The sequence below is a fragment of the Paracoccus versutus genome (genome assembly GCF_000763885.1).
GTDB lineage: Bacteria > Pseudomonadota > Alphaproteobacteria > Rhodobacterales > Rhodobacteraceae > Paracoccus > Paracoccus versutus.
In genome coordinates, this window is record NZ_JRKO01000073.1 from 1 (window position 1) to 21,332 (window position 21,332).

Sequence of the window (21,332 nt, forward strand, 5' to 3'; positions counted from 1 at the left end):
ACCGCGGCCGCCAAAACAAAGAAGGGAGCTTCAAGTGCATTGACCCAGGCATGACCCACAGAACATAACCGAAGGGTGGGTCAGTTCTCGATGACAAACCCGGGTCAGTTCTCAGCGACATTCAACACCGCGCGTTTCCCTGCCTACAAGGATCTGGCGGGCTTCGACTTCTCGGCCAGCGAGGTGAATGAGGCGACGGTGCGCCAGTTGCACCGCTGCGAGTTCATGAGCGGCGCCGAAAATATCGTGCTGATCGGCGGGCCGGGCACCGGCAAGACCCATGTCGCGACCGCACTCGGCATCCAAGCCATCGAGCATCACCGCCGAAAGGTTCGCTTCTTCTCGACCATAGAACTGGTCAACACCCTCGAACAGGAGAAAGCCAGGGGCAAGGCCGGGCAGGTCGCCGAAAGCCTGACCCGCCTCGACCTCGTGATCCTCGACGAACTGGGATACCTGCCCTTCAGCGCCTCCGGCGGTGCATTGCTCTTCCATCTGCTGAGCAAGCTTTACGAACGCACCAGCGTCGTTATCACCACCAATCTCAGCTTCAGCGAATGGGCGACGGTCTTCGGCGATGCCAAGATGACCACCGCGCTGCTCGACCGGCTTACTCATCGCTGCCACATCCTGGAGACCGGAAACGACAGCTTCCGCTTCAAGGCCAGTTCAGCCGCAGCAGCCCAGAAAAAGGAGGGGACGTCACATGCCTTGACCCCAGCTTGACCCTCAATCCATAGTCAGAGGTGGCTCAATTCTCGATGGAAAACCCGGCTCAGTTCTGGGTGAAAATCAACACCGAACACGCATAATGTATCACGGCACCTTTCGTGAGGTCAAAAATCATATCGACACATAATAGAAGTAATCACTCACTAGTATCAACCCTCCAGGCAACCTCATTCTCAACTCACCAAGGCACCTCAGTCATGTTAGGCAAGCATCCAGCCGGGCCGCGAACGGCCGGCCAAAGGTCGGTCCGATGGTTGCGACTATCGGGCGCTGGCAGCTTCGCTCAGCGTCCGTGAAGCTATCGGCAGAACCACGATCGCCTCAAAGCCGGACGAGCTTTCCGGCCTTGGCGATTGCAAGGTGAGCTTTGACGAAATCCGATCGGCAATGCTCGCGGCGATGGCAAGGCCAAGCCCGCTGCCTTCCGTTCCGGCTGTCCCCCTCTCAAAACGGCGGGTCAGCCGGCCAAGTGCTTCTGTCGGCACGACGGGGCCTTCATTGGCGACGCTGAACGTGCCGTCCGCGCTGAGGCTTACCGTGATTGGTTTGTCGGATGCGCCGTGCCGCAGGGCGTTCTCAATGAGGTTGCGGCCGATGATGCCAAACGCATCGGGGTCGAGGTCGGACATTACCGGGTGCTCCGGCAGGGCGAGCGCGATCCGGTTCGGCGCTGTCCTCTCGATATCGTCCACGACCAGACGGGCGGTGATGCGAAGATCGGATAGATGATCGAGCCGCAACCGCCCGCCTTCTGCTCGGGCCAGTTGCAGAAGCCGTTCCGCGGTCCGGGCCAGCCGCTTCAACGAGGCCTCGATCTCGGCAGCCCTGTGGCCGGCACCGGTATCTTTCGTTTCCACCTGTATCCGCTGGGCCTGCGCGATTGCGCCTGCCAGCGGTGTTCGCAATTCATGCGCTGCGTTGGCGGCGAAGGTGCGTTCGGCCTCGAATGTGGATTTGAGTTGCGCCAGAAGCACATTGATCGCCGTCCCCACCGGGGCGGCCTCGACGGGAAGATCGTCGCAGGCGACGGGGGCGAGGTCGCGCGGCGAACGCGCGGCCAGCCGGTCGCGATAGCGGCGCAACGGGGCCAGACCCGAGCGGACAGTCAATACGATCGCCAACAGTGCGGCAGGGATGAATACCAGCAGCGGCAACCCCAGGCCCGCCCAGACATCGCGTGCCGCCGCCGCGCGATGGGCAAGCGGCTCGGCGACCGTGAGGCGGATCGTGCCTTGCAGGGCGTCCTCGCCATACAGGCGATGGGTTGCGGTCGTGCGAAAGCCCGGCCCGTCCCATTCAGGGAAGATGGCGGGATCGGCCTCATGCGATTGCAGAAGAATTCGCCCTTCGTCATCGCGCACGATATAGGTGAGGAATTCGTCGTGGTCGCGCAGGTCGGCAAGGTGCTGCGTCACACCTTCCTCCTCACGTCCGACGATCTCGACAGCGGCCAGCGGCAGCAGGCGCTGCGCCGCTTCCTGTAGCGACGAGTCGAAGATCCTGTCCATCTCGTGCCGCAGCATGACCGCCGTGACGGCGGCGGCCGCGATCCACAGAAGTGTCAGAAGGATACCCAGCGACACCCCCAACCGCATCTGAAGGCTGCGTGGCATCGTCATGGCGAACCCAGCCGGTAGCCCAACCCGCGCTCGGTCTCGATCACCTCGGCGCCCAGCTTCTTGCGCAGCCGGCTGACATGGACCTCGATGGTGTTGCTTTCCACCTCCGTATCGAAGGCATAAAGCTTTTCCTCAAGCTGTGCCTTGGACAGAAGCTGCCCCGGGCGGGTGAGGAACGCCTCGAACAGCGCCCATTCACGTGCGGTGAGCTGCACGGGCCGGCCGTCGCGGCGGATGCTGCGGCAGGCAAGGTCGACGGCAAGCGTGCCGTGGACGATGATCGGGTTGGGATTGCCGCTATAGCGCCGCGCGACCGAGCCGATGCGCGCGGAAAGCTCGGCCAGATCGAAGGGCTTCACCAGATAGTCGTCGGCGCCGGCGTTCAAGCCTTCGATCCGGTCCGAAATCTGGTCCAGCGCTGTCAGGATGATCACCGGCGTCACGTCGCCGCTGGTGCGCAGCGACCGAAGGAAGGTGATGCCGCGTCCGTCGGGCAGCATGAGGTCCAGCAATACAAGATCATAGCCGGTGCCGGCCATCGCATCGCCGGCCGCGTCCAGGCGCGTGACCCAATCCACCGACTGGCCACCCGCAGCGATCTGGTCCCGCACGGCGGCACCCAGAACGGTATCATCCTCGATCAGCAGGATCCGCATGATCTTCCTACTCATTTGCCTCTGGCCATTATGGCGACCCGGGCTGACGCAAAGCTGATGGCGGGACGCCCCGGGCTTCAGCATCCCGTCAGGTTCGCGGCGCAGAATGTCATCCAGTGGCCGTTATACGGAGTGTGGTCCATGAAGAGATCGCTGACAATTCTGACCTTTCTCGTGGTCCTTCCGTCCGGGGCTGCACTTGCCGGCGACGACTGTGCCGTGCCGCTGGCAGACTGGCAGCCAAGAAGCGCGGTGGTGCGGCTCGCGGAAGAAAACGGATGGGTGGTGCGGCGCATAAAAATCGACGACGGCTGCTACGAGATAAAAGGCACAGACCGGGAAGGACGCCGCATCGAGGTGACGGTCGATCCCGGCACGCTTCAGGTGATCGAGATCGAATACAAGGACGGAGATGATCGGCGCTCCCGTGAGGGCAGAGAGCACAAACATGACTGAGATGATGAAGGGTGACGCCATTCAGGACGTCGCCGATACTACGCGCACGGTGCTGGTCTGGGATCCGTTGGTGCGCAGCTCTCACTGGGGTCTGGTTGCCGCCTTTGCAGTGGCATGGCTTGCGGCGGACGAGGTGCAGCCGCTTCACGAGGCGGCCGGTTACGCGGTGGCGGCGTTGCTTGCCCTCCGCCTGATCTGGGGTTTCGTTGGCAGCCGCCATGCCCGTTTCACGCAATTCGTGCGTGGCCCCGCCGCGACGCTGGCCTATCTCGGGGACATGCTGCACGGGCGCGAGCGACGCCATCTCGGGCACAACCCGGCTGGCGCCGCGATGATCGTGGCACTCATGGTCACGCTTTCCGGCACCGCGCTGAGCGGCTGGCTGCTCGAACAATCGATCGAGGAAGCCCGGGCCGTGACGGTTGCGGGCGAGCACGGAAACCGGGAAGTCAGAGGGGACAAGACCTTGAAGGAGGTGCATGAAATGCTGGCCAACATGGCTCTGGTTCTCGTGGCCTTGCATGTTGGGGGTGTGGCCGTCACCTCATGGCGCCATCGGGAGAACCTGCCCCGTGCCATGGTCACGGGCCGAAAGCGCCCTCCCGGCACAAATGACGTGACCTGATCGTTACGCATTCCCGCTGCTGTTCGGGCCCCGCCTGTTTGGCGGGGCCTGTTTGTTTTGTGTAATCGCTGCGGTTCGTCGCGGCAGGCTGACGAGAAGCTGACGCAGGTTTTCCGCGGCGATCAGGATCACGTCAGCCGCCCCCTCCAGATTGGTTTCATCAGGCAACCAAGGCTGAGGAGCATAGCCATGAAAACCATCCTGACCGCCACCGCATTGGCGCTCGCGATCCCCGCCGGGGCCGCGTTCGCTGGTGAGAAATGCAACGTGCCGACCGAGAACATGCAATCGTGGGACGCTCTCATTCAAGTGACCGACGAGTTCGGTTGGACCATCTCGAAAATGGAACTCGACGACGGCTGCTACGAACTGAACGTCATCGACCAGGGCGGCAACAGCCTGAAGATGACCGTCGATCCCGGAACGCTCGAGGTGATCGACGGCAAGGTCAAACGCTGGAGCGACGGCACCAAGCCCGAGAAGCGCAACTGATGGCCGCAAGGGTCCACCTCATCATTGAGGTGGACCTCTTTCCACACGGGCGTTCGCCTCGGCCATAGCCGGGAAAGTGCCCCCGAGATGATCGTAAAGGACATTCGAACCATGAAAACTCTATTGATCGCCGTAGCCGCTCTCGCGGTATTGCCTGCGGCGGGGGCGATGGCAGGTGACGACTGCCATGTGGGGCACGGGGCCTGGCAACCACGCGAAGCGGTAATGCAGGCGGCAACCGGCCTCGGTTGGCATGTTGAGAAGATCGAGGCGGACGACGGCTGCTGGGAGGTCAAGGGACGCGATGCCCAGGGCCGTCGCATCAAGGCCAAACTGGATCCCGCGACGTTGCAGGTCGTCAAATTGCGCCACAGGGATGGCCAGCAGATCCCCGAGCGGGATCGCGGCAATGCACCCACCGTCGCTCCGTCGGCACCCCCCTCCAATCCGCTGTTCCAGAACGGCACCCCGCCCGTTGTGCGGGTGAACTGATATATCAGGCAGAAGAGAGCAGAGTCATGAAATCCATCCTTGCAGCACTCGCGCTGACTTCGACCTTGGTGGCGCCCAGCCTTGCCATGGCCCGGCCGGTTACCCTCACCACCACCCTGAACACGTACGGTGGCGATGGTGCCTATCTCGTCCTCTACGTCACGGATGCGCAGGGGGCGTATGCCGGAACCCTGTGGATGGCCGGCGGCAAGTCGAAGTATTACGAACATCTCAGCGACTGGTATCGCGCCACCGGCGGCGACCTGGCGCAGGTCGACGGCATCACCGGCGCCAGTGTCGGCGCGGGCCGGTCACTCGAAATCACCCTCGACCTTGCCGATGCGCTGTTCGATGCGGGCTATACGCTGCATGTCGACGCCGCCGTCGAGGACATGCGCGACAGCCCGAAGGACATCGCCGTGCCGCTGACGACGGCAGGAGCGGGAAAGCCTGCGCCCGGCCGCAGGTATGTCGCCAGCCTCCGCTACGACATGTGAGGCAACGCCATGATCCGCACGCTGCATCGCTGGCCGGGTCTGCTGGCCCTCATTCTCGTCATGGCCCTTGCGTTGAGCGGCGCGGCGCTCTCGGTCTTTCCCGCGGCCGAGCGGCTTTCCACGCCGCAGGCCGAGGCCGGGCTGACCGTCGCCGATCTCGCAGGACGTATCCTGGCTGCCTATCCGGGGGTGGAGCAGATCCGGCGCGCGCCGTCGGGCCGGATCACCGCGTTCTGGTTCGACGACGGCACGCCCGGCGCGGCGGTAATCGACCCGGCGACCGGCAAGGGCATCGCCAGCGCCGATCCCGATCCGGTCAAACGCTGGTTGACCAACCTTCACCGTTCGCTGTTCCTGGGCGATGCCGGTCGTATCGCCATGGCCATTGGCGCCGTGGCGATGCTGATCCTGTCGGTCTCCGGCGCGATGCTGGTCGCGCGGCGCATGGGCGGCTGGCGGCGCTGGTTCGCCCCTTTGCGCGGGCCGGCGTCGAGCCGCATCCATACCGGGATCGCCCGCGTGGCGGTCGCGGGGCTGGTTTTGTCCTCAGCGACTGCACTGTGGATGGCCGCCTCGACCTTCGATCTTCTGCCGGATGGAGCCGCACCGCCGACCTTTCCGACTGAGGTCAGCGGAAGCACTGGGGTCTCGCTTGCTGCGATGGAGCCGCTCTCCGTGATTGCTGTCACGGAGTTGCGCGAGCTGAGCTTTCCCTATCCTGGCGACGCCACGGACGCCTTCACTCTGAAGACGGATCGCGGCACCGGCTATCTCGATCAGGGGACGGGTGAGCTTCTGGCCTGGGCCGAGCTGACGATGTGGGAACAGATATCTGAAACCATCTACATGCTGCATACCGGGCAGGGGGCCGCATCTCTCGGCCTCGTGCTGGGTGTGCTGGCGCTCGGCGTGCCGGCAATGGGGGTGAGTGGTCTTGTGCTCTGGTTCGCGGGGCGGCGGTCAAGGCCGCGTCTCCGTGGCAATCATCCTGCAAACGGCGCTGCGACCATCTTGCTGGTGGGCTCGGACGGCGGCAGCACCTGGGGTTTCGCTGCGACGCTCCAACATGCGCTGACCACGGCGGGCCAGCATGTTCATGTCGCGCCAATGTCCGGTTTCGAGCCGGCGCGCTATCCGCAGGCCGAACGGTTCGTCATTCTCGCCGCCACCTGGGGCGAGGGACAGGCTCCCGCCACGGCGAAGGGGTTCATTGAACGCCTCGCGGCGCTGGAATCTGTCCCTGAGGCCCCGCTTGCCGTGCTTGGTTTCGGCGATCGCAGCTTTCCCGCGTTCTGCGCGTTCGCCGATGAAGTCGGGAGTCGGGCTGCTGCCAAAGGCTGGGCGCAATTGATGCCCTTCGACACGGTCGATCGCCAGTCGCCGCAGGATTTCGCCCGCTGGGGCCGCGCCCTGGGGGCGGCGCTGGGGATCGAGCTTACGCTCGAACATGTGCCAACCCCGCCCGTGACGGGGCGGCTCACCCTGATCTCGCGCCGTGATTACGGGGCGGAGGTGCAGGCGCCGACCACGATCCTGCGCTTTGCCCTACCCGAGGCGACGTTTTTGCAACGGCTGACAGGTCGGGGGTTTGGCCGGTTTCAGGCCGGTGATCTCCTCGGCGTTCTGCCCGAGGGTGCGGATCTGCCGCGCTTCTACTCGCTGGCCTCCGGACGGCGCGACGGGTTCGTCGAGATCGTGGTGCGCAAGCATCCCGGCGGCCTCTGCTCGGGTCAGCTTCTGGCGCTGAAGCCGGGCCAGGCGATCCGCGCCTTCGTCCGGCACAATCCGGCTTTCCATGCCGCAGCAGGACGCTCGCCGCTGATCCTGATCGGCGCCGGCACCGGCATCGGCCCGCTTGCGGGCTTCATCCGGGGCAACAGCCGCAAGCGGCCCATCCATCTGGCCTTCGGGATGCGCCACCCCGACAGCGATTTCCTGTATCGCGACGATCTGGCCGGCTGGCAGGTCGATGGCCGTCTGGCGCGATTGACCACCGCGAACTCGCGCGGGGCAAAGCCGCGCCATGTCCAGGACGCGCTGCGGGCCGAGAGCGCTGAACTGATCCGGCTGGTACACGAAGGCGCGCGCATCATGGTCTGCGGCGGGCGCGACATGGCCTCGGGCGTGGCCGAGGCGCTGACCGACATCCTCGCGCCGACGGGTCTTACCCCGCTCGCGCTGAAAGCGGAGGGGCGCTATGCCGAAGATATCTACTGACCCGGGCCGCCACGCGCTGAACGGCCCGACCATGGGCACTCGCTGGTCGGCGCGTTTCCACGCCGATGCCGGGCTGGACCCCGCCCCGGTGCAGGCTGCCCTGCAAGCGACCGTGGCGGAGGTTGATGCCGCAATGTCGACATGGCAACCCGACAGCGACCTGATGCGCCTGAACCGGGCGCCCACTGGCGCCTGGGTGGCCGTTCCTGCCGGCTTGGCCGAGGTGCTGAACCTCGGGCTGCGGATCTGTGCGGCATCGGGCGGTGCGTTCGATATCGGCATGGGCGATGCGGTGCGCGCCTGGGGTTTTGGCCCCGAGGAAGCCAGCGCTGAAGCCATCCGCTGGGCCATGGTAACCACGCGCCCGCCCGCGCATGAGGTGCTGGAGATCGACCGCGCGGCCGGGTTGGTCAGGAAACATGCACCCATCACGCTCGACCTGAACGGCATCGCCAAGGGCTACGGCGTCGACAGGTTGGCCGAAATGTTACGGGGCTTCGGCATCACCGGGTTCCTTGTTGGCATCGACGGCGAGATGCGAGCCTCCGGGCTGCGGCCCGACGGCATGCCCTGGACCGTCGCCGTCGAGGCGCCCGATCCCGAACGCCGCGCGCCCCATTCGGTCCTGATGCTGCAAGATGCCGCCGTCGCCACCTCGGGCGATTACCGGCATCATGTCACCGTTCAGGGCCAGCGCCTGTCGCATACGATGGACCCGGCGACGGGCGGCCCGCTGCGGTCGTCGCCGGCCTCGGTCACGGTCGTCACGGGCAGCTGTGCCGAGGCTGATGCCTGGGCAACCGCGCTGATGGTGCTGGGTCCGCAGGCTGGCGGCGAACTCGCCGCACACCTTTCCCTCGATGCGCTGTTTCTGATGCGCGAGGCAGACGGCATCCGGCCCCATGCCGTCGGGGCGCTGTTCGACAGCCCGATGGTATCGGCGGCAGGCCGAGAGGGTCTGGTTCGTGCCTGAGGTCTGTCCATTCGTGCAATAGGTCTTTGCAGGTTTCGTCAATTCTCGTGCGAAAACGGACAGCCTATGTCTATCCCAAGCCCGGCGGCGTCTGTCGATGCCCGCCGCGGCCAGAACCACTTGCCAGATACAGGAGATCACTATGCGGACTGTAAAATCTTTCACCACCGTCGCTGTCGCTCTCGCCCTCGCGCTGGGGTCAGCTGGCATTGCCGCCGCGCAATCCCATGATCATGACAGCCATGGCGCGGGGGCTATCGAGATCACGCTGAACGATGGCGCCAAATGGCAGGGCGATCAGAACATGATCACCGGCATGACCGCGATTCACGGAACCATGGCCGCGAACCTGGACGCGATCCACAACGGCACCCTGCCTGCCGATGCCGCGAATGGGGTCGCTGCCGATGTCCAGAAGCAGGTTGATTTCATGGTCGAGAACTGTGTGCTGGAACCCGAGGTAGACGAGCAGTTCCATATCGTCCTTGGTGAGGTGATGACCGGCATCTCGGCATTGGAGGCCGGCGAGGTCGAGACTGGCGCGGTGACGATCGTTCAGGCGTTGAACGCCTATGGCGAGCATTTCGAGCATCCGGGCTGGCAGATGATCGACTGACGTCATGGGCGCAGGCATGGGCCGGCGCGGGCGTCACGCCTGCGCCGGCCTTGTCTTGCACGGGCAGCGCCCCTCCAGCAGGTCGGCATCGGCCGTCAGGGCCGTCGCCATGAAGTCCAGAAACAGGCGGATGCGCGCGGTCTGGCGCAGATCCTCGTGAATCAGCAACCACAGGTCCAGCATGAAGTCCTCGGGCAGCGCGGCGGCGCGGATCAGGCTGGGGTCGCAATCAGCGATCACGCAAGGCAAGGCAGCGAGTCCGATCCCCGCCTTCGCACCGGCATGGGCGGCGATGATCGAGTTTGTCCGGTAAACCTGTCGCGCATCCGGCCACCAGCGGGCCAGATTGCGGCTGAGCGGGCCATGCGCAGAGCCGTATCCGATCCAGTCACCCTCGGCAGGATCGCCCAGCGGCCGGTCCGCCGCGGTATAGGCGGCAAAGGCCAACCGCCCGACCCGCCGCCCGATCAGCGTCTCCTGTCCCGGATTGCCGATGCGCAGGGCCACGTCCGCCTCGCGCCGGGTCAGGTCCAGCACCCTATCCGCCACCACCACCTCGATCTCGATCTCGGGCCATTCGGCGCGGAAGGCGGCGACATGGCGGGGCAGCACACCCACCGCCAGCAGGTCGGTCGTGGTGATGCGGATCGTCCCAGTGGGCCGCTGGTCCTGTCCGGTAACCTTCAGCGCCAGCGCGGTGATTTCTTCCTCGATGCGGATGACGGAATCGCGCATCTCCTCGCCAGCCTGGGTCAGAGCATAGCCGCCGGGCAGCCGGTCGAACAGCCGCACCCGCAACCGCGCCTCGAACGCGCCGATGCGGCGAAAGACGGTGGAATGGGTAACGCCAAGGCTGCGCGCCGCTCCTGAAAGCGACCCCGCCCGCGCCACGGCCAGAAACAACCGCAGATCGTCCCAATCCTGCGCCTGTGCATTCATGCAATGATCCCTTGTCGAAATTGCCACTCCTGATCCTGAAAGAACAGCATATCTTGAGGTCACAAGCAATGACCGCCCCACCGGACGGCGACATGAAAGGAACCAGCCATGACCAAGACCATCCTGCGCAGCGACGAATTTTCCTGCCCCTCCTGCGTCACCAAGATCGAAAAGGCGCTGGCGGCAACTCCCGGCGTGACCGCCGCCAAGGTGCATTTCAACACCGGCCGCATCGAGGTCGAGCATGACCCCGCATCCGCCCCGGTCGAGGCCCTTGTCTCGGTGGTGAAATCCACCGGCTACGAGGCCCGCCCCGCCGCATTCTGACCGATCCCTTCCAGTCCGGCCGTGCCTGCCCGCGCGGCCGGGCCTTCACATCATGAGGCCCCGCATGTTGACCCCTATCCTGACAATCCTTCGCCAGCCGGCCAGCCGCAGGAAGTGGCTGACCATCATCAGCGGCAGCCTGATCGTGCTGGGCCTGATCGCCCTTTACGGGTTCGGCCTGCGTGGGCTCTGGGCGGCATCCATGCTGGCGGCGGCCTTTGTCGCCGGCTCTGACATCGCCTGGCGGGCGTTCCACGCGTTGCGCATTCGCCATTTCTCGATTGAACTGCTGGTGACCGTTGCGGCTATCGGCGCGCTGTTCATCGGCGAATATTGGGAATCCGCCGCCGTTACGTTCCTGTTCAGCTTCGGCGCCTGGCTTGAGGCGCGGACGCTCCGCCAGACCCGTGGCGCGCTGGCCGATCTGCTGAAGGCCGCGCCCGAGATCGCCACCGTGATCCGCGACGGCCAGCCGGTCGAGATCGCCGCCAGTGCTGTCCAGCCGAATGAGGTCGTGCTGGTGCGCGCCGGAAACCGCATCCCCGTCGATGGCGAGGTGATCGACGGCAACGCCGCCGTGTCCGAGGCCGCCATCACCGGCGAGCCGATCCCGGCCGAGAAAGCCCCCGGCTCCCACGTCCATGCCGGCACCATCGCGGAAAATGGCGTGCTGCGCATCCGCGCCACCGGCATCGGCGCCGATACCACGCTGGCCCGGATCATCCGCCGCGTCGAAGAGGCGCAGGAGGAACGCGCCCCCAGCCAGCGCATGATCGAGCGTTTCGCGCAATGGTATACGCCCGGCATCATGGTGCTGGCGCTGGGTGCCTGGGCGGTGACGCAGGACATTCGCCTCGCGCTGACGCTGCTGGTCGTGGCCTGCCCCGGCGCGCTGGTGATCTCGACGCCGGTCTCCATCGTCGCCGGTATCGGGCGGGCGGCGCGGTCGGGGATCCTGATCAAGGGCGGGCAGCATCTGGAAAGCGCGGGCCGCATCGACATGCTGGCGCTGGACAAGACCGGGACGCTCACCGAGGGCCGCCCGAGTCTGGTCGAGGTGCTGCCGCTGGCGGGTATGGACCGCGCCGAGTTGCTGCACTGGACCGCCATCGCCGAATCCGGCTCGGATCACCCCTTGGGTCGGCCCGTCGTGGCCGCTGGTCGTGCCGAGGGTGACATTCCCGCGCCGGAAGCGGTCGAGGAAGTGGCCGGCATGGGCCTTGTGGTGAACCACGCGGGCCGGCAGGTCGCGGCCGGCAACCGGCGGCTGTTCGACAGGCTGGGCATCGCGTTCGACCCCGAGGCCGAGACCGCGCTGTCCGGGGTTTTGGGGCGCGGGCGCACGCCGATCATCGTGGCGCTGGACGGGCGCATCGCGGGCATCTTTGGCCTGTCCGACCAGCCCCGCCCCTCGGCCAAGGGCGCAATTGCCCGGCTGCGCGACATCGGGGTCGGGCGCATCGCCATGCTGACCGGCGACCAGCCGCAGGCCGCCCACGCCATCGCTGCGGAAATCGGCATCGACGAGGTTCATGCCGGGCTGCTGCCCGAGGACAAGCTTGACCTGATCCGCCGCTTTCAGGCCGAGGGCCGCCATGTCGCCATGATCGGCGACGGCATTAACGACGCCCCAGCGCTGGCTGCCGCTGATACCTCGATCGCCATGGGGGCCGCGGGCTCGGACGTGGCGATCGAGACCGCCGACATTGCGCTGATGGCCGACGATCTGGAGAAACTGCCCGAGGCGATGGCGATTTCCCGCGCGACGCTGAGCAATATGCGCCAGAACCTCGTCATTGCGCTGCTGACCGTGGCCGGGCTGCTGTTTGGCGTGTTCAGCGGCGATGTGCATATGGCCGAGGGCATGCTGATCCACCAGCTTTCGGTGCTGGTGGTGATCGCCAACGCCATGCGCCTGCTGCGCGTCCCGCGCGGTCCCGGCGGACGCCGGCCTGCGCAGGCAGCGGTGCCCGCGACCGCCTAGGCGCTTGTGCCTCGTCGACAATTCCGCTCCCGTGTCCATGGCGCGGGGGCGTTTTCATGGGGGATGACATGACCGATAGCAATGATGCCAGACAGATCGGCGAGGTTCTGGATTTCTGGTTCCCCGAGGGCCGCGCGCTGGATATCGACCCTGACCGCCATGCCGAGCTGTGGCGCTGGCGGATGCATGGCGGCGCGGACGGTGCGATTGCGGCGCGCTTTGGCCCGCTGACCGAACGCGGCGCGGCGAGGGCGCTGGATCATTGGGCCGGGACGCTCAGGGGCCGGCTGGCGCTGATCGTGGTGCTGGACCAGTTCCCGCGCTCGCTGTGGCGGGGCAGCAAGCGGGCCTGGGCGCAAGACCCGGCGGCCCTGGCGCAGGCGCTGGAAGGGTTGGAAAAAGGAGACTGGGCGGCACTTGGCCTGCCGTGGTTCCAGATCGCTTTCACCCAGCCCCTGGGCCATGCAGAGGGGTCGGACCATCTGGCCCGCATTGATCGGCTGACCGCCCTGCGCCGTGACATTGCCGCCCGTGCGCCGACGCCGTTGCGGCCGCTCTATGCCTCGCTCGTCGATCAAGCGGGGCAGGTGCGCCGCATCATCGCCAGCTTTGGCCGCCACCCGCACCGCAACGCCATCCTTGGTCGCAGATCGACGCCCGAGGAGGAAGCATATCTGGAAAAGGGCGCGTTTCCGCATCTGCGCGCCTTTCGGGGGTGAGCGCATCCCCACGGGTCAGGTGGGCTGCGCGACACCCGTCAGCGCCTGTCCGGCAACAGACGCCTTCAGCCGGCGGATCGGGTCCGACAGCAACCGCAGCCCGTTCAGCACCACCAGCACGGTGCCGCCTTCATGACCAATCACCACCAGCGGCAACGGCAGATCGAAGAACAGCCCGCCGATGACCAGAACCACCATGGCGCCGATGGCGAAGGTCAGGTTCTGCCGGATCACCCTTGACGTTCGGCGCGACAGGCGGTGCGCGTCCGCAAGCCGCTCCATATCCTCGGACAGCAGCGCCACATCGGCGGCCTGAAGCGCCACCTCGGACCCGGCCGCGCCCATGGCGATGCCGACATCGGCGCGGGCCAGCGCCGCGGCGTCGTTCACGCCATCGCCGACAAAGGCGATGCGGCCGGTTGCGGCCAGTTCGCCGACTTCACGCACCTTGTCCTGCGGCAGCATCCCGGCATGGATCTCGTCCGGTTCCAGCCCAAGGCTAGCGCCGATGCGCAGCGCCACCGGCCTGCGATCCCCGGTCATCATGACGATGCGGCGGACACCACTGTCGCGCAGGGCCGCGATCGCCCCGGCGGAACTGGCCCGTGCCTCATCCGCCACGCTGACGGCGCCCAGCACGGTGGCGCCGCGACCCAGATAGACGACCGTATTGGTGCCATCCGCCAGCGGCTGCAACGCGGGGTGATCCGTTGCGGCCTTCATGTCCTCGGCAAGATAGGCATTGCCCGCCCAAATCGGGCCAAGTGCATCGGACCCTTCGATGCCGATGCCTGGCCGGGCGTTCACATCGGCCACCTGCGCCGGATCAAGCCCGCGGCTGGCGACCTCACGGCGGATCGCGGCCGCGATATGATGCTCGGAATGCGCCTCCAGCCCCGCCAGCAGCGACAGGAACCCGGCCTCGTCGCCATCCAGCGCGACGATTTCCGTCACCTCGGCGCGGCCGGTGGTCAGGGTGCCGGTCTTGTCGAAGGCGAAGATATCGACCTCGGCCAGCGTCTCCAGCGCGCCGCCGCCCTTAAACAGAACACCGCCCCGCGCCGCCGCCGAAAGGGCCGACAGGATCGCGGCGGGGACGGAAATGACGATGGCGCAGGGGCTGGCGGCGACCAGCAGCGTGGCGGCGCGGTAAAGCGCCAGTTCCCAGTCGCCGCCCAGCCACCAGAACGTGGCAAAGGCGATCACCGCACCCGCTAGCACCGCGACCGTGTAGCGCTGGCCGAACCATTCGCTGAACCGTTCGGAGGGCGCGCGGGCGGCCTGTGCCTCGGTCACCAGACGGATCATGCGGGCGATGGTGCTGTCGCTGACGCTGCGCGTGACCTCGACCTCCAGCACGCCGTCGAGGTTGATCGTGGCCTCGAACACCTGCGCACCGGCCTCTTTCGACACGGGCATGGATTCGCCGGTGATATTGGCCTCGTCGATGCCGCCGCGCCCGGTGACGACCACGCCATCACTGGGCACCCGGGCGCCGGGGCGCAGCACCACTACATCGCCGACGGTCAGCACCTCGGCGGGAACTTCCTCGACATCGCCGCCCGCGGTCTTGCGCAAGGCGGTCTCGGGGCGCAGCGCCATCAAGGCCTCGATGGCGCGGCGGGCCCGGCCAAGCGCGCGTTCCTCCAGCGTGGTCGAGATGCTGAACAGCGTCAGCAGCACCGCACCCTCGAACGGGGCGCCGACGATTGCGGCGGCGATTGCCGCGACGATCATCAACAGGTCGATGTCAAGCACGCGCGCGCGCCACAGCTCCGACAGCGCGCGCCAGCCGGTCGGCAGGCCGCCAGCCAGATAGACCAGCACCAGTCCCGGCAGCTCCAGAGCGTCGAAAGCTCCGCTTGGTAGCCACCTGCCGGCCGCCGCCATTGCCATGCCGAGCACGGTAACGAGCGAAAGGGTCAGTGACAGGTCAATAGTTGGAAATCGCTTCATGTCAGGTTCCTGGCTGGCGAGGTCGCGGCTGGCAGCCGCCATCGCTGGCTGGGTGAGTGGATCAATCGGATGGCTTATGGCACCGAAATGCAAAGGCCGCGATGGCTATCCAGACGGCGCTGCGCAGGATCATCGCGCCCATGGTGCGTGCCTCCCATGCGCCGCCGGCACCGACATGCCACAGGAAGGCGGCGAAGACGGCCACCGTGGCCGTGGCGATGGCCAGCGACAGCAGCGGCGCCCACCCTGCGCCGCGCAACAGGCCGATCCCGGCCAGGACATAGGCAAATCCCGCGACGAAGTTGAACCACAGCACGAATGGCACCACTGCGCCCATATCGACGCCGCCGAACAGCGCCCTGCCGCCCGAAACGATGGTCAGCAGGCCGAAGATCACCGCGACGGCGGCGGCAACGGTCTGGCTGCGCGGTCTTCTCGTCATGTCTGCCTCCGGAGTTCGGGGTTTGGGGAGCGGCCGGGCGGGCGTGGCCCGGCCTGCCATGGGTTGCGGGTTGCGGCGCGCGGAACGGACCCCGCCTCAGGCCCGGCCAAACATGCGCCGCAGCACATCGGTCTTGAGCCAGAAATGATGGTAAAGTGCGGCGAGGATATGCAGGAGGACCAGCGGAACCAGCGCCAGCCGCGCGATGGAATGGGCTTCGCCGATCGCCTCGACGCCGGAAATCCACGCCGCCATGCCGGAAAGCGCCATCAGGATCAGCAGGAGGTTGAGAGCCGCATGCATGCCCGTGGCCAGAACTTTCAGGGCCGGGTGCTCGCCTTCCGGCAGGCCCGGAACGCCGCGCCGGCGGCGCAGCACCAGCCGCCACAGAACGAGAACGAGGATCAGCGCGCCGGCAACGGCATGAGGATTGATCGTCGGCTGGTTCGGCAGCATGCCGTCCATCCGCCCGTCCCATACCTTGACGATGCCGTCATGCATGAGGATCTGGAAAAAGACGAGGGCCGCAATCGTCCAGTGCAGGATGATCTGGGCTCTGGAATAGGATGTCGGTTGCATCTTGGTTACACCTTTTCAAGGTCGCGTGGTATCGGCCACTGTCGTGCGACATCCGATCCGCCGCAGGCATGACGGTGGCGAGGATCGGCGTGTGAGGGCTTGGGTCATGTCTGCCTCCTGACTCCTGACCATCACGCGCTAACCAGATGGCCGTCGCGCAGGTGGATCAGGCGGTCGAAGCGGTCGAAGATCTTCTCGTCATGGGTGACGGTCACGATGCAGGCTTCCTGCTCGGCCGCGAGCTTGCGCATGAGGTCCATCACCAGCCCGGCGCGCGCGCCGTCGAGCGCGGCAGTGGGTTCGTCGGCAAGGATGATGCGGGGGCGGTTGGCCAGCGCGCGGGCAATCGCCACGCGCTGCGCTTCGCCACCCGACAGCAGCGCCGGCTTGACCATCGCGCGATGGCCGACCTCCAGATAGTCCAGCAGTTCACGCGCCCGCGTCCGGCCTTCCTCGGCGGGCAGACCGGTAAGATCGAGCACGACCGCGACATTCTCCTGCGCCGTCAGGAAGGGCAGCAGGTTGTGACTCTGGAAGATGAAGCCGATCTTGTCGAGCCTGAGACGCCTCAGGTCGCGCCGTAGCCATTTGCCGTCGAAGACCGGCTCGCCGTCCAGCACCACCCGTCCCGCCGATGGGGCGAGGATGCAGCCAATGATGTTGAGCAGCGTCGTCTTGCCCGAACCGGACGGACCGAGCAGCGCGATCACCTCGCCGGCCCGCACGGTCAGATCGACCGCGCGCAGGGCATCGACGCGGGTTTCGCCCTCGCCGAAATGCTTGGCCACGTTCGAGACCTCGATGAGGATGTCGCCGAGCGCCATGTCGGTCAGCTCCCGAGCGCTGTGGCCGGGTCGACCTTCATCGCCGCCCGCACGCCGAGCGCCGAGGATAGAAGGCAGACGGCGGCGATGATGCCGGCAAGGACCATGACGTTGAACGGCTCCAGCACCACGCGACGGGGAAAATAGTCCTTCACCGCAAGGATCAGCATCAGGCCGATCCCCCAGCCCGAGGCGCCGAGGATCAGCGCCTGCTGCACGATCAGCGCGATGATGGTGCGGTCGGGCGCGCCGATCAGCTTCAGCGTGGCGATCTGCTTCAGCTTCTCCATGGTCATCGTGTAGATGATCAGCGCGATCACCACGGCGCTGACGGAGAGAAGGATGCCGAGGAACAGCCCGATCTGGCGGCGCGCCTTGTCGACGACCGAGGCCAGCAGCAGTTCCTCCTGTTCGGCCTGAGTCATGGCGGCGAGGTGCTTCCATTGGCGCACGGTCGCGGTCAGCAGATCGACATCGGCGCCCGGCGACATGCGGGCAATTATGGCGGCGACCGATGCGGACTTGACGGAGACAGCCCCGCGCGCGGCCTGCACCCGCTGAGCGGCCGGGTCGAGCTCGGTCTGCAGCGCCATCGCGTCGGCCAGCGTCACATAGACCGCCGGATCCCCGCCCGAGTTCATCGCCCCTTCGACCAGGCCGACCACGGTAAAGCGGTTGCGCCCGAGCCGGATCGTCTCGCCGGGCAGCAGGCCGGTCTTGCGGTCGGCCACCAGTTCGAAATGACCGGCGCCGATGCCGCGCCCCTCGGCGATCGCCTGCGGCCCGCCGGGACGCCCCGACTCGTAGCCGACGACATAGAGTCGCAGCGTGCGCCCAGCATGAGGCGCCTCGAGGTTCTGATAGTTGACCGCGCCGGCCTCGGCCACGCCGGGCATCCGCGCCACCGCGTCGCGCGTGTCGGCGGGGATGCTGGAGGCTTCCGCGAACGGTCCCTTGGTACCGGCCTCCACCACCCAGACATCTGCGGCCGGTGCCTTTACCACCGCCAGCGCGTCCGAGACGAGGCCGTTATAGATACCGATCATCGCCAGCACGACCGTCATCAGCAGCCCCAACCCGAAACAGGTCAGCACGAACCGGAACAGGCCATGGCGGATGTCCTTGAGCGCGAGGTTCATGGCGCCTCACTGCCGCGGGCGCGCCGACCCTCGGCCGCGCCCTTGGGCGGATGGGCGACGATGGCGGCTCCCTCGGGCAGTCCGCCCGTGACCTCGACGCGACCGCGATCATCGCGGACGCCGAGGGTCAACCCCACCCGCGCGAGACGGCCGTCTCGCACCGTCCAGACCGTGCCGCGATGGCCGTCGAAGCCGGTGATCGCGACCTCGGGCACCATCAGCGCGGTCGTTCGTGTGCCGGTCAGGATGCGCACTTCGGCCTGTTCGCCAAGAAACATCTCGGCGGGGCAGTCGGCGCAGGTCAGCCAGACGCGGCGTTCTTCGTTCACCCGGTCGCTTTCGATGCCGATGCGGGCGATGGTGCCATGGAATTCGGCCGAAGGCTGCGATCGCAGCCGGATCGTGCCCGGCTGGCCCCGGACAAGCTGGCCGGCACGTTCTTCGTCGACGTACGCCTGGATCCAGATGGTGGCCGGGTCGATCAGGGTGAAGATCGCATCGCCGGCCTTCACCACTGTGCCCGGCTCGGCATGGCGCGCGACGATCAGTGCGTCATAGGGCGCAAGCAGCCGGTGATGGGTGAGAACGGCTTCCTCCTGCCGCAGTGCGGCAGCCGCGTCAAGGCTCTGTGCCCGGATCACTGCCACATCAGCCTCGGCCACGGCCAGATCGGCGCGGGCCACATCCTCGTCGCGTTGCGCTTCCTCGGCGCGTTGGACCGACGCGATATCACGCTGTACCAACCCTTGCTGACGGCGGTTCGCCGCTTCGCGCTCGGCCAGAACGGCACGGGCGCGCACCACGGCTGCGGTGGCCTTGGCAAGATTGGCCTCATTGGCCGTCACCGCTGCGTCCGCGCGGGCAACGCGCGCTTCCTGCTCGGCGGAGTGAAGGACGGCCAGTTCCTGCCCCTTGGCCACGCTGTCCCCGGCATCGGCGGCCAGCGAGGTCAAGGCAGCGCCCACCTCGAAGCCGACACGGCTGAGTATCCGCGCCTCGACGGTGCCGAGCCCGTAGATGCGAAGGTCCACATCATGTTCGGGCTGAACGACCACCACCGTCAGCGGGCGTTCGGTGAAGAACAGAAAGCCGGCAGCGACAGCCGCCGCCAGAAGAAGACCCGACAGCCAAATGCGCCGCATCGTCTATTCTCCTTCCGCAGCCAAAAGCCGGCACTGTGCGTCGAACAGGCGCAGCCCCTCGGCTCGCAAGTCGAAATCGCGGGCGCCGAGCGCCCAGCGGATCGCCACGCCCTGCACGAGCGACGTCAGTAGCGCCGCCGCATCGTTTGCGGCGATGTCGCCGCGCAACGCGCCGATGTTCTGGCCGGCCCCGACCTCCATCGCCAGAAGGCCGTGGAAGGTCGTGAGCCTGCCGTGAAAGGTGGCGCGCAGCTTTGCGTTGGTGACGTTCAGTTCGCGCGAAAACAGCAGCATGGGAAGGGCAGGGGTGGCAGCGATCTGCGCGAACTGTGCGGAAATCAGTGCACGCAACCTGACGATCGGGGTGTCTCCGAGGCGCAATGCATCCTCCCACGCCGTTGCCAGCCCCTCGGCCACATGCTCGGCAACGGCCTGCCAGAGTGCCGCCTTGGTCGGGAAGTGCCGGAACAGCGCGGCCTGCGTGACGCCGATCTGCGACGCGACCGCCCCCGTCGTCACCCGGTCCGGCCCGATCCGGTCGGCCAGGTCGAGCACGGTGGCCACGATCTCGGCCTTGCGAAGCTCCGCTGACTTTCGCACGGGGCACCCCGTTAGTTAGTGAGTAGTCACAAACATATTTAGGCAGCCTCATGCGATGCGTCAATCACTGGGCATCATTTTCTGCATGCATTGATTGCCGCGACACCGGGAACTAGGTGGGCAAGAGGGAGGCCGGCCTATCTCTGCCCCCGACGCGGCGAATACGGAAGACAACACGTAAGTTCGTCTAACGAAAGCTAAGCCGCAGCTCTGAAAAGTGCAGAACCATCTGGTTCAAGTTGTTTTATTAGGAGGATTACGTTTGGTGCGGGGGAGCGCCGATAAAGATGGTTGCGCGCTCCCGCAACCATCTTTGCTGGCGTCGATTGCAAGTTATGATCGACGCCGGTCCCCGCAACCATCTTTACTTGCTCGGGGCGCAAGTGAAGATTAGATCCTGCCCCCGCAACCAATGAGACCAACACTCCCGAGGAAACCCCTCCGGGAGTTTTGTTTTTTGTGCCGGTCTTTCCCTCCTGACGCGCCACCCATTCCAGAATGGTCGCCAGATCGCCGTGCAGGCGGGCGTAAACCTCGCCGCGGCTCGGGCCGGGGGTGAGGACGATCTTCTCGATCAGCACCCGCATCGGTGCAGCAGCCTCCTGCCGCTCCTCGGGCTGGTTCAGGGCCTCGATCAGCCGGGCGATCTTTCTGGCATAGAGCGTGGCCGCATTCGGCAGCATGTCGGGCACGTCGCGCGGCGCCTCGGCGAGCAGGGCGGCCAGTTCCTGCTTGCGGGCTTCCAGCCCACTCATCTTCTCCTTCATCGACGGATGATACATGCCGTCGGCGATTGCCTCGACGATCTGGGCGATCTGCTTCTCGATCCTGCCGAGTTCGTTCTCCCATCCGGCGGTGTTGGCGCGATGCTCGCGGTTGAGCCGGTTCAGCTCCTCGGCATAGCTGCGCACTGCTGCCTCGGCGGCCTCCGGCGTCATCAGCCGGTCTTTCAGCCCGGCCAGAACCCGGTCCTCCAGCACCTCGCGCGGGATCGTGCGGTTGTTGGTGCAGGTGCCCTTGGTGCTTTAGGTCGAGCAGGCGAAGCGGCCGGAGCCGCGAATGGCGTAAGGCCCGCCGCAGCAGCCGCAGAACACCAGACCCGAGAGCAGGGTCTTCGGCCGATGGGTGCCGTTCAGCCGGTTCTCCCGGAAATGCCGGCGGATGCCCTCGCCGACATTGTGACCTGCCCCCCGGAAGTTCCCTCGCCGTGATGTAGCGTCTGCCCAATCTGAAGGAGCAGACGAGATGAGGAAGAGCCGTTTTACCGATGAAGAGGGGACCGTGGCCCCAGTGGGGCCGCGTAAGC

Annotated in this window: 23 protein-coding genes and 1 pseudogene; 12 read left to right on the plus strand and 12 right to left on the minus strand. The window is 66.3% G+C overall.

Annotated elements, in window-relative coordinates; translation table 11 throughout:
- Positions 1–90 precede the first annotated feature (90 nt).
- Positions 91–726 (plus strand): IS21-like element helper ATPase IstB, encoded by a 636-nt coding sequence (gene istB, locus IT40_RS23105; protein ID WP_084197399.1) that lies wholly within the window; start codon positions 91–93, stop codon positions 724–726.
- 266 nt (positions 727–992) lie between these two features.
- Here the strand turns inward: istB and IT40_RS23110 are convergent, their stop codons facing one another.
- Both IT40_RS23110 and IT40_RS23115 read right to left on the minus strand, forming a co-directional pair.
- Positions 993–2,351, minus strand: a complete 1,359-nt coding sequence (locus IT40_RS23110) for an ATP-binding protein (RefSeq protein WP_036760144.1) — start codon at positions 2,349–2,351, stop codon at positions 993–995.
- Positions 2,348–3,007: a response regulator transcription factor gene (locus IT40_RS23115; protein WP_036760145.1), complete on the minus strand. Its 660-nt coding sequence runs from the start codon at positions 3,005–3,007 to the stop codon at positions 2,348–2,350. Before IT40_RS23115 ends, IT40_RS23110 begins: the two co-directional genes overlap by 4 nt.
- A gap of 141 nt (positions 3,008–3,148) precedes the next feature.
- On the opposite strand from IT40_RS23115, the gene IT40_RS23120 reads away from it, so the two are divergent.
- The 8 genes from IT40_RS23120 (at position 3,149) to IT40_RS23155 (ending at position 9,375) form a co-directional block, all read left to right on the plus strand.
- Positions 3,149–3,463 (plus strand): PepSY domain-containing protein, encoded by a 315-nt coding sequence (locus IT40_RS23120; protein ID WP_036760167.1) that lies wholly within the window; start codon positions 3,149–3,151, stop codon positions 3,461–3,463.
- Positions 3,456–4,088, plus strand: a complete 633-nt coding sequence (locus IT40_RS23125; protein ID WP_036760146.1) for a cytochrome b/b6 domain-containing protein — start codon at positions 3,456–3,458, stop codon at positions 4,086–4,088. The genes IT40_RS23120 and IT40_RS23125 overlap by 8 nt, the downstream gene beginning before the upstream one ends.
- Before the next feature lie 189 nt (positions 4,089–4,277).
- The gene (locus IT40_RS23130) at positions 4,278–4,580 is read left to right on the plus strand and encodes a PepSY domain-containing protein (RefSeq protein WP_036760147.1); all 303 of its coding nucleotides are present in this window, start codon (positions 4,278–4,280) and stop codon (positions 4,578–4,580) included.
- An 87-nt stretch (positions 4,581–4,667) separates the two neighbouring features.
- Positions 4,668–5,072, plus strand: a complete 405-nt coding sequence (locus IT40_RS23135) for a PepSY domain-containing protein (protein WP_208999483.1) — start codon at positions 4,668–4,670, stop codon at positions 5,070–5,072.
- A 26-nt stretch (positions 5,073–5,098) separates the two neighbouring features.
- Complete coding sequence (locus IT40_RS23140; RefSeq protein ID WP_036760148.1) at positions 5,099–5,569, plus strand: DUF2271 domain-containing protein; 471 nt, start codon at positions 5,099–5,101, stop codon at positions 5,567–5,569.
- A 9-nt stretch (positions 5,570–5,578) separates the two neighbouring features.
- Entirely contained in the window at positions 5,579–7,786 is a 2,208-nt protein-coding gene (locus tag IT40_RS23145) for a PepSY domain-containing protein (protein ID WP_036760149.1), read from the plus strand.
- The gene (locus tag IT40_RS23150; protein ID WP_036760150.1) at positions 7,767–8,759 is read left to right on the plus strand and encodes an FAD:protein FMN transferase; all 993 of its coding nucleotides are present in this window, start codon (positions 7,767–7,769) and stop codon (positions 8,757–8,759) included. The genes IT40_RS23145 and IT40_RS23150 overlap by 20 nt, the downstream gene beginning before the upstream one ends.
- A 97-nt stretch (positions 8,760–8,856) precedes the next feature.
- The gene (locus tag IT40_RS23155; RefSeq protein ID WP_243700317.1) at positions 8,857–9,375 is read left to right on the plus strand and encodes a hypothetical protein; all 519 of its coding nucleotides are present in this window, start codon (positions 8,857–8,859) and stop codon (positions 9,373–9,375) included.
- Between the two features lie 33 nt (positions 9,376–9,408).
- On the opposite strand, the gene IT40_RS23160 is transcribed toward IT40_RS23155, so the two are convergent.
- Positions 9,409–10,314 (minus strand): LysR family transcriptional regulator, encoded by a 906-nt coding sequence (locus tag IT40_RS23160; RefSeq protein WP_036760152.1) that lies wholly within the window; start codon positions 10,312–10,314, stop codon positions 9,409–9,411.
- A 108-nt stretch (positions 10,315–10,422) separates the two neighbouring features.
- Between IT40_RS23160 and IT40_RS23165 the strand changes: the two genes are divergently transcribed.
- The 3 genes from IT40_RS23165 to IT40_RS23175 all read left to right on the plus strand — a co-directional run bounded on the left by IT40_RS23165 (position 10,423) and on the right by IT40_RS23175 (position 13,344).
- Positions 10,423–10,641 (plus strand): heavy-metal-associated domain-containing protein, encoded by a 219-nt coding sequence (locus tag IT40_RS23165; protein ID WP_028714023.1) that lies wholly within the window; start codon positions 10,423–10,425, stop codon positions 10,639–10,641.
- 64 nt (positions 10,642–10,705) lie between these two features.
- Positions 10,706–12,625 (plus strand): heavy metal translocating P-type ATPase, encoded by a 1,920-nt coding sequence (locus tag IT40_RS23170; RefSeq protein WP_036760153.1) that lies wholly within the window; start codon positions 10,706–10,708, stop codon positions 12,623–12,625.
- A gap of 68 nt (positions 12,626–12,693) precedes the next feature.
- A complete protein-coding gene (locus IT40_RS23175) occupies positions 12,694–13,344 on the plus strand; it encodes a DUF924 family protein (protein WP_243700318.1) in 651 nt (216 codons plus the stop codon).
- A gap of 15 nt (positions 13,345–13,359) precedes the next feature.
- Here IT40_RS23175 and IT40_RS23180 read toward each other — a convergent pair whose 3' ends face one another.
- The 9 genes and pseudogenes from IT40_RS23180 to IT40_RS29765 form a co-directional block, all read right to left on the minus strand.
- Positions 13,360–15,300, minus strand: a complete 1,941-nt coding sequence (locus tag IT40_RS23180; protein ID WP_036760170.1) for a heavy metal translocating P-type ATPase — start codon at positions 15,298–15,300, stop codon at positions 13,360–13,362.
- Between the two features lie 61 nt (positions 15,301–15,361).
- Positions 15,362–15,742, minus strand: coding sequence for a hypothetical protein (locus tag IT40_RS23185; RefSeq protein WP_036760156.1), 381 nt, complete (start codon positions 15,740–15,742; stop codon positions 15,362–15,364).
- Positions 15,743–15,838: 96 nt separating this feature from the next.
- Entirely contained in the window at positions 15,839–16,321 is a 483-nt protein-coding gene (locus tag IT40_RS23190) for a cytochrome b (RefSeq protein WP_036760157.1), read from the minus strand.
- Between the two features lie 131 nt (positions 16,322–16,452).
- Positions 16,453–17,145 (minus strand): ABC transporter ATP-binding protein, encoded by a 693-nt coding sequence (locus tag IT40_RS23195; protein ID WP_036760158.1) that lies wholly within the window; start codon positions 17,143–17,145, stop codon positions 16,453–16,455.
- 5 nt (positions 17,146–17,150) lie between these two features.
- Positions 17,151–18,284 (minus strand): ABC transporter permease, encoded by a 1,134-nt coding sequence (locus IT40_RS23200; protein ID WP_036760159.1) that lies wholly within the window; start codon positions 18,282–18,284, stop codon positions 17,151–17,153.
- On the minus strand, positions 18,281–19,426 hold the full coding sequence (locus tag IT40_RS23205) for an efflux RND transporter periplasmic adaptor subunit (RefSeq protein WP_036760162.1): 1,146 nt from the start codon (positions 19,424–19,426) through the stop codon (positions 18,281–18,283). The genes IT40_RS23200 and IT40_RS23205 overlap by 4 nt, the downstream gene beginning before the upstream one ends.
- A 3-nt stretch (positions 19,427–19,429) precedes the next feature.
- Entirely contained in the window at positions 19,430–19,990 is a 561-nt protein-coding gene (locus tag IT40_RS23210; RefSeq protein ID WP_243700319.1) for a TetR/AcrR family transcriptional regulator, read from the minus strand.
- 233 nt (positions 19,991–20,223) lie between these two features.
- The gene (locus IT40_RS23215) at positions 20,224–21,006 is read right to left on the minus strand and encodes a hypothetical protein (RefSeq protein ID WP_208021429.1); all 783 of its coding nucleotides are present in this window, start codon (positions 21,004–21,006) and stop codon (positions 20,224–20,226) included.
- A 45-nt stretch (positions 21,007–21,051) separates the two neighbouring features.
- Positions 21,052–21,332, minus strand: a pseudogene (locus IT40_RS29765) (zinc ribbon domain-containing protein); the annotation flags it as partial.

Bases quoted from the DNA above. Each gene is read 5' to 3' on its own strand.
- IT40_RS23175 (WP_243700318.1), top strand. From the start codon at position 12,694: ATGACCGATAGCAATGATGCCAGACAGATCGGCGAGGTTCTGGATTTC.
- IT40_RS23150 (WP_036760150.1), top strand. From the start codon at position 7,767: ATGCCGAAGATATCTACTGACCCGGGCCGCCACGCGCTGAACGGCCCG.
- IT40_RS23130 (WP_036760147.1), top strand. From the start codon at position 4,278: ATGAAAACCATCCTGACCGCCACCGCATTGGCGCTCGCGATCCCCGCC.
- IT40_RS23155 (WP_243700317.1), top strand. From the start codon at position 8,857: ATGCCCGCCGCGGCCAGAACCACTTGCCAGATACAGGAGATCACTATG.
- IT40_RS23190 (WP_036760157.1), bottom strand. From the start codon at position 16,321: ATGCAACCGACATCCTATTCCAGAGCCCAGATCATCCTGCACTGGACG.
- IT40_RS23205 (WP_036760162.1), bottom strand. From the start codon at position 19,426: ATGCGGCGCATTTGGCTGTCGGGTCTTCTTCTGGCGGCGGCTGTCGCT.
- IT40_RS23185 (WP_036760156.1), bottom strand. From the start codon at position 15,742: ATGACGAGAAGACCGCGCAGCCAGACCGTTGCCGCCGCCGTCGCGGTG.
- IT40_RS23170 (WP_036760153.1), top strand. From the start codon at position 10,706: ATGTTGACCCCTATCCTGACAATCCTTCGCCAGCCGGCCAGCCGCAGG.
- IT40_RS23115 (WP_036760145.1), bottom strand. From the start codon at position 3,007: ATGCGGATCCTGCTGATCGAGGATGATACCGTTCTGGGTGCCGCCGTG.
- istB (WP_084197399.1), top strand. From the start codon at position 91: ATGACAAACCCGGGTCAGTTCTCAGCGACATTCAACACCGCGCGTTTC.
- IT40_RS23180 (WP_036760170.1), bottom strand. From the start codon at position 15,300: ATGAAGCGATTTCCAACTATTGACCTGTCACTGACCCTTTCGCTCGTT.
- IT40_RS23145 (WP_036760149.1), top strand. From the start codon at position 5,579: ATGATCCGCACGCTGCATCGCTGGCCGGGTCTGCTGGCCCTCATTCTC.
- IT40_RS23120 (WP_036760167.1), top strand. From the start codon at position 3,149: ATGAAGAGATCGCTGACAATTCTGACCTTTCTCGTGGTCCTTCCGTCC.
- IT40_RS23140 (WP_036760148.1), top strand. From the start codon at position 5,099: ATGAAATCCATCCTTGCAGCACTCGCGCTGACTTCGACCTTGGTGGCG.
- IT40_RS23110 (WP_036760144.1), bottom strand. From the start codon at position 2,351: ATGACGATGCCACGCAGCCTTCAGATGCGGTTGGGGGTGTCGCTGGGT.
- IT40_RS23135 (WP_208999483.1), top strand. From the start codon at position 4,668: ATGATCGTAAAGGACATTCGAACCATGAAAACTCTATTGATCGCCGTA.
- IT40_RS23195 (WP_036760158.1), bottom strand. From the start codon at position 17,145: ATGGCGCTCGGCGACATCCTCATCGAGGTCTCGAACGTGGCCAAGCAT.
- IT40_RS23200 (WP_036760159.1), bottom strand. From the start codon at position 18,284: ATGAACCTCGCGCTCAAGGACATCCGCCATGGCCTGTTCCGGTTCGTG.
- IT40_RS23125 (WP_036760146.1), top strand. From the start codon at position 3,456: ATGACTGAGATGATGAAGGGTGACGCCATTCAGGACGTCGCCGATACT.
- IT40_RS23165 (WP_028714023.1), top strand. From the start codon at position 10,423: ATGACCAAGACCATCCTGCGCAGCGACGAATTTTCCTGCCCCTCCTGC.
- IT40_RS23160 (WP_036760152.1), bottom strand. From the start codon at position 10,314: ATGAATGCACAGGCGCAGGATTGGGACGATCTGCGGTTGTTTCTGGCC.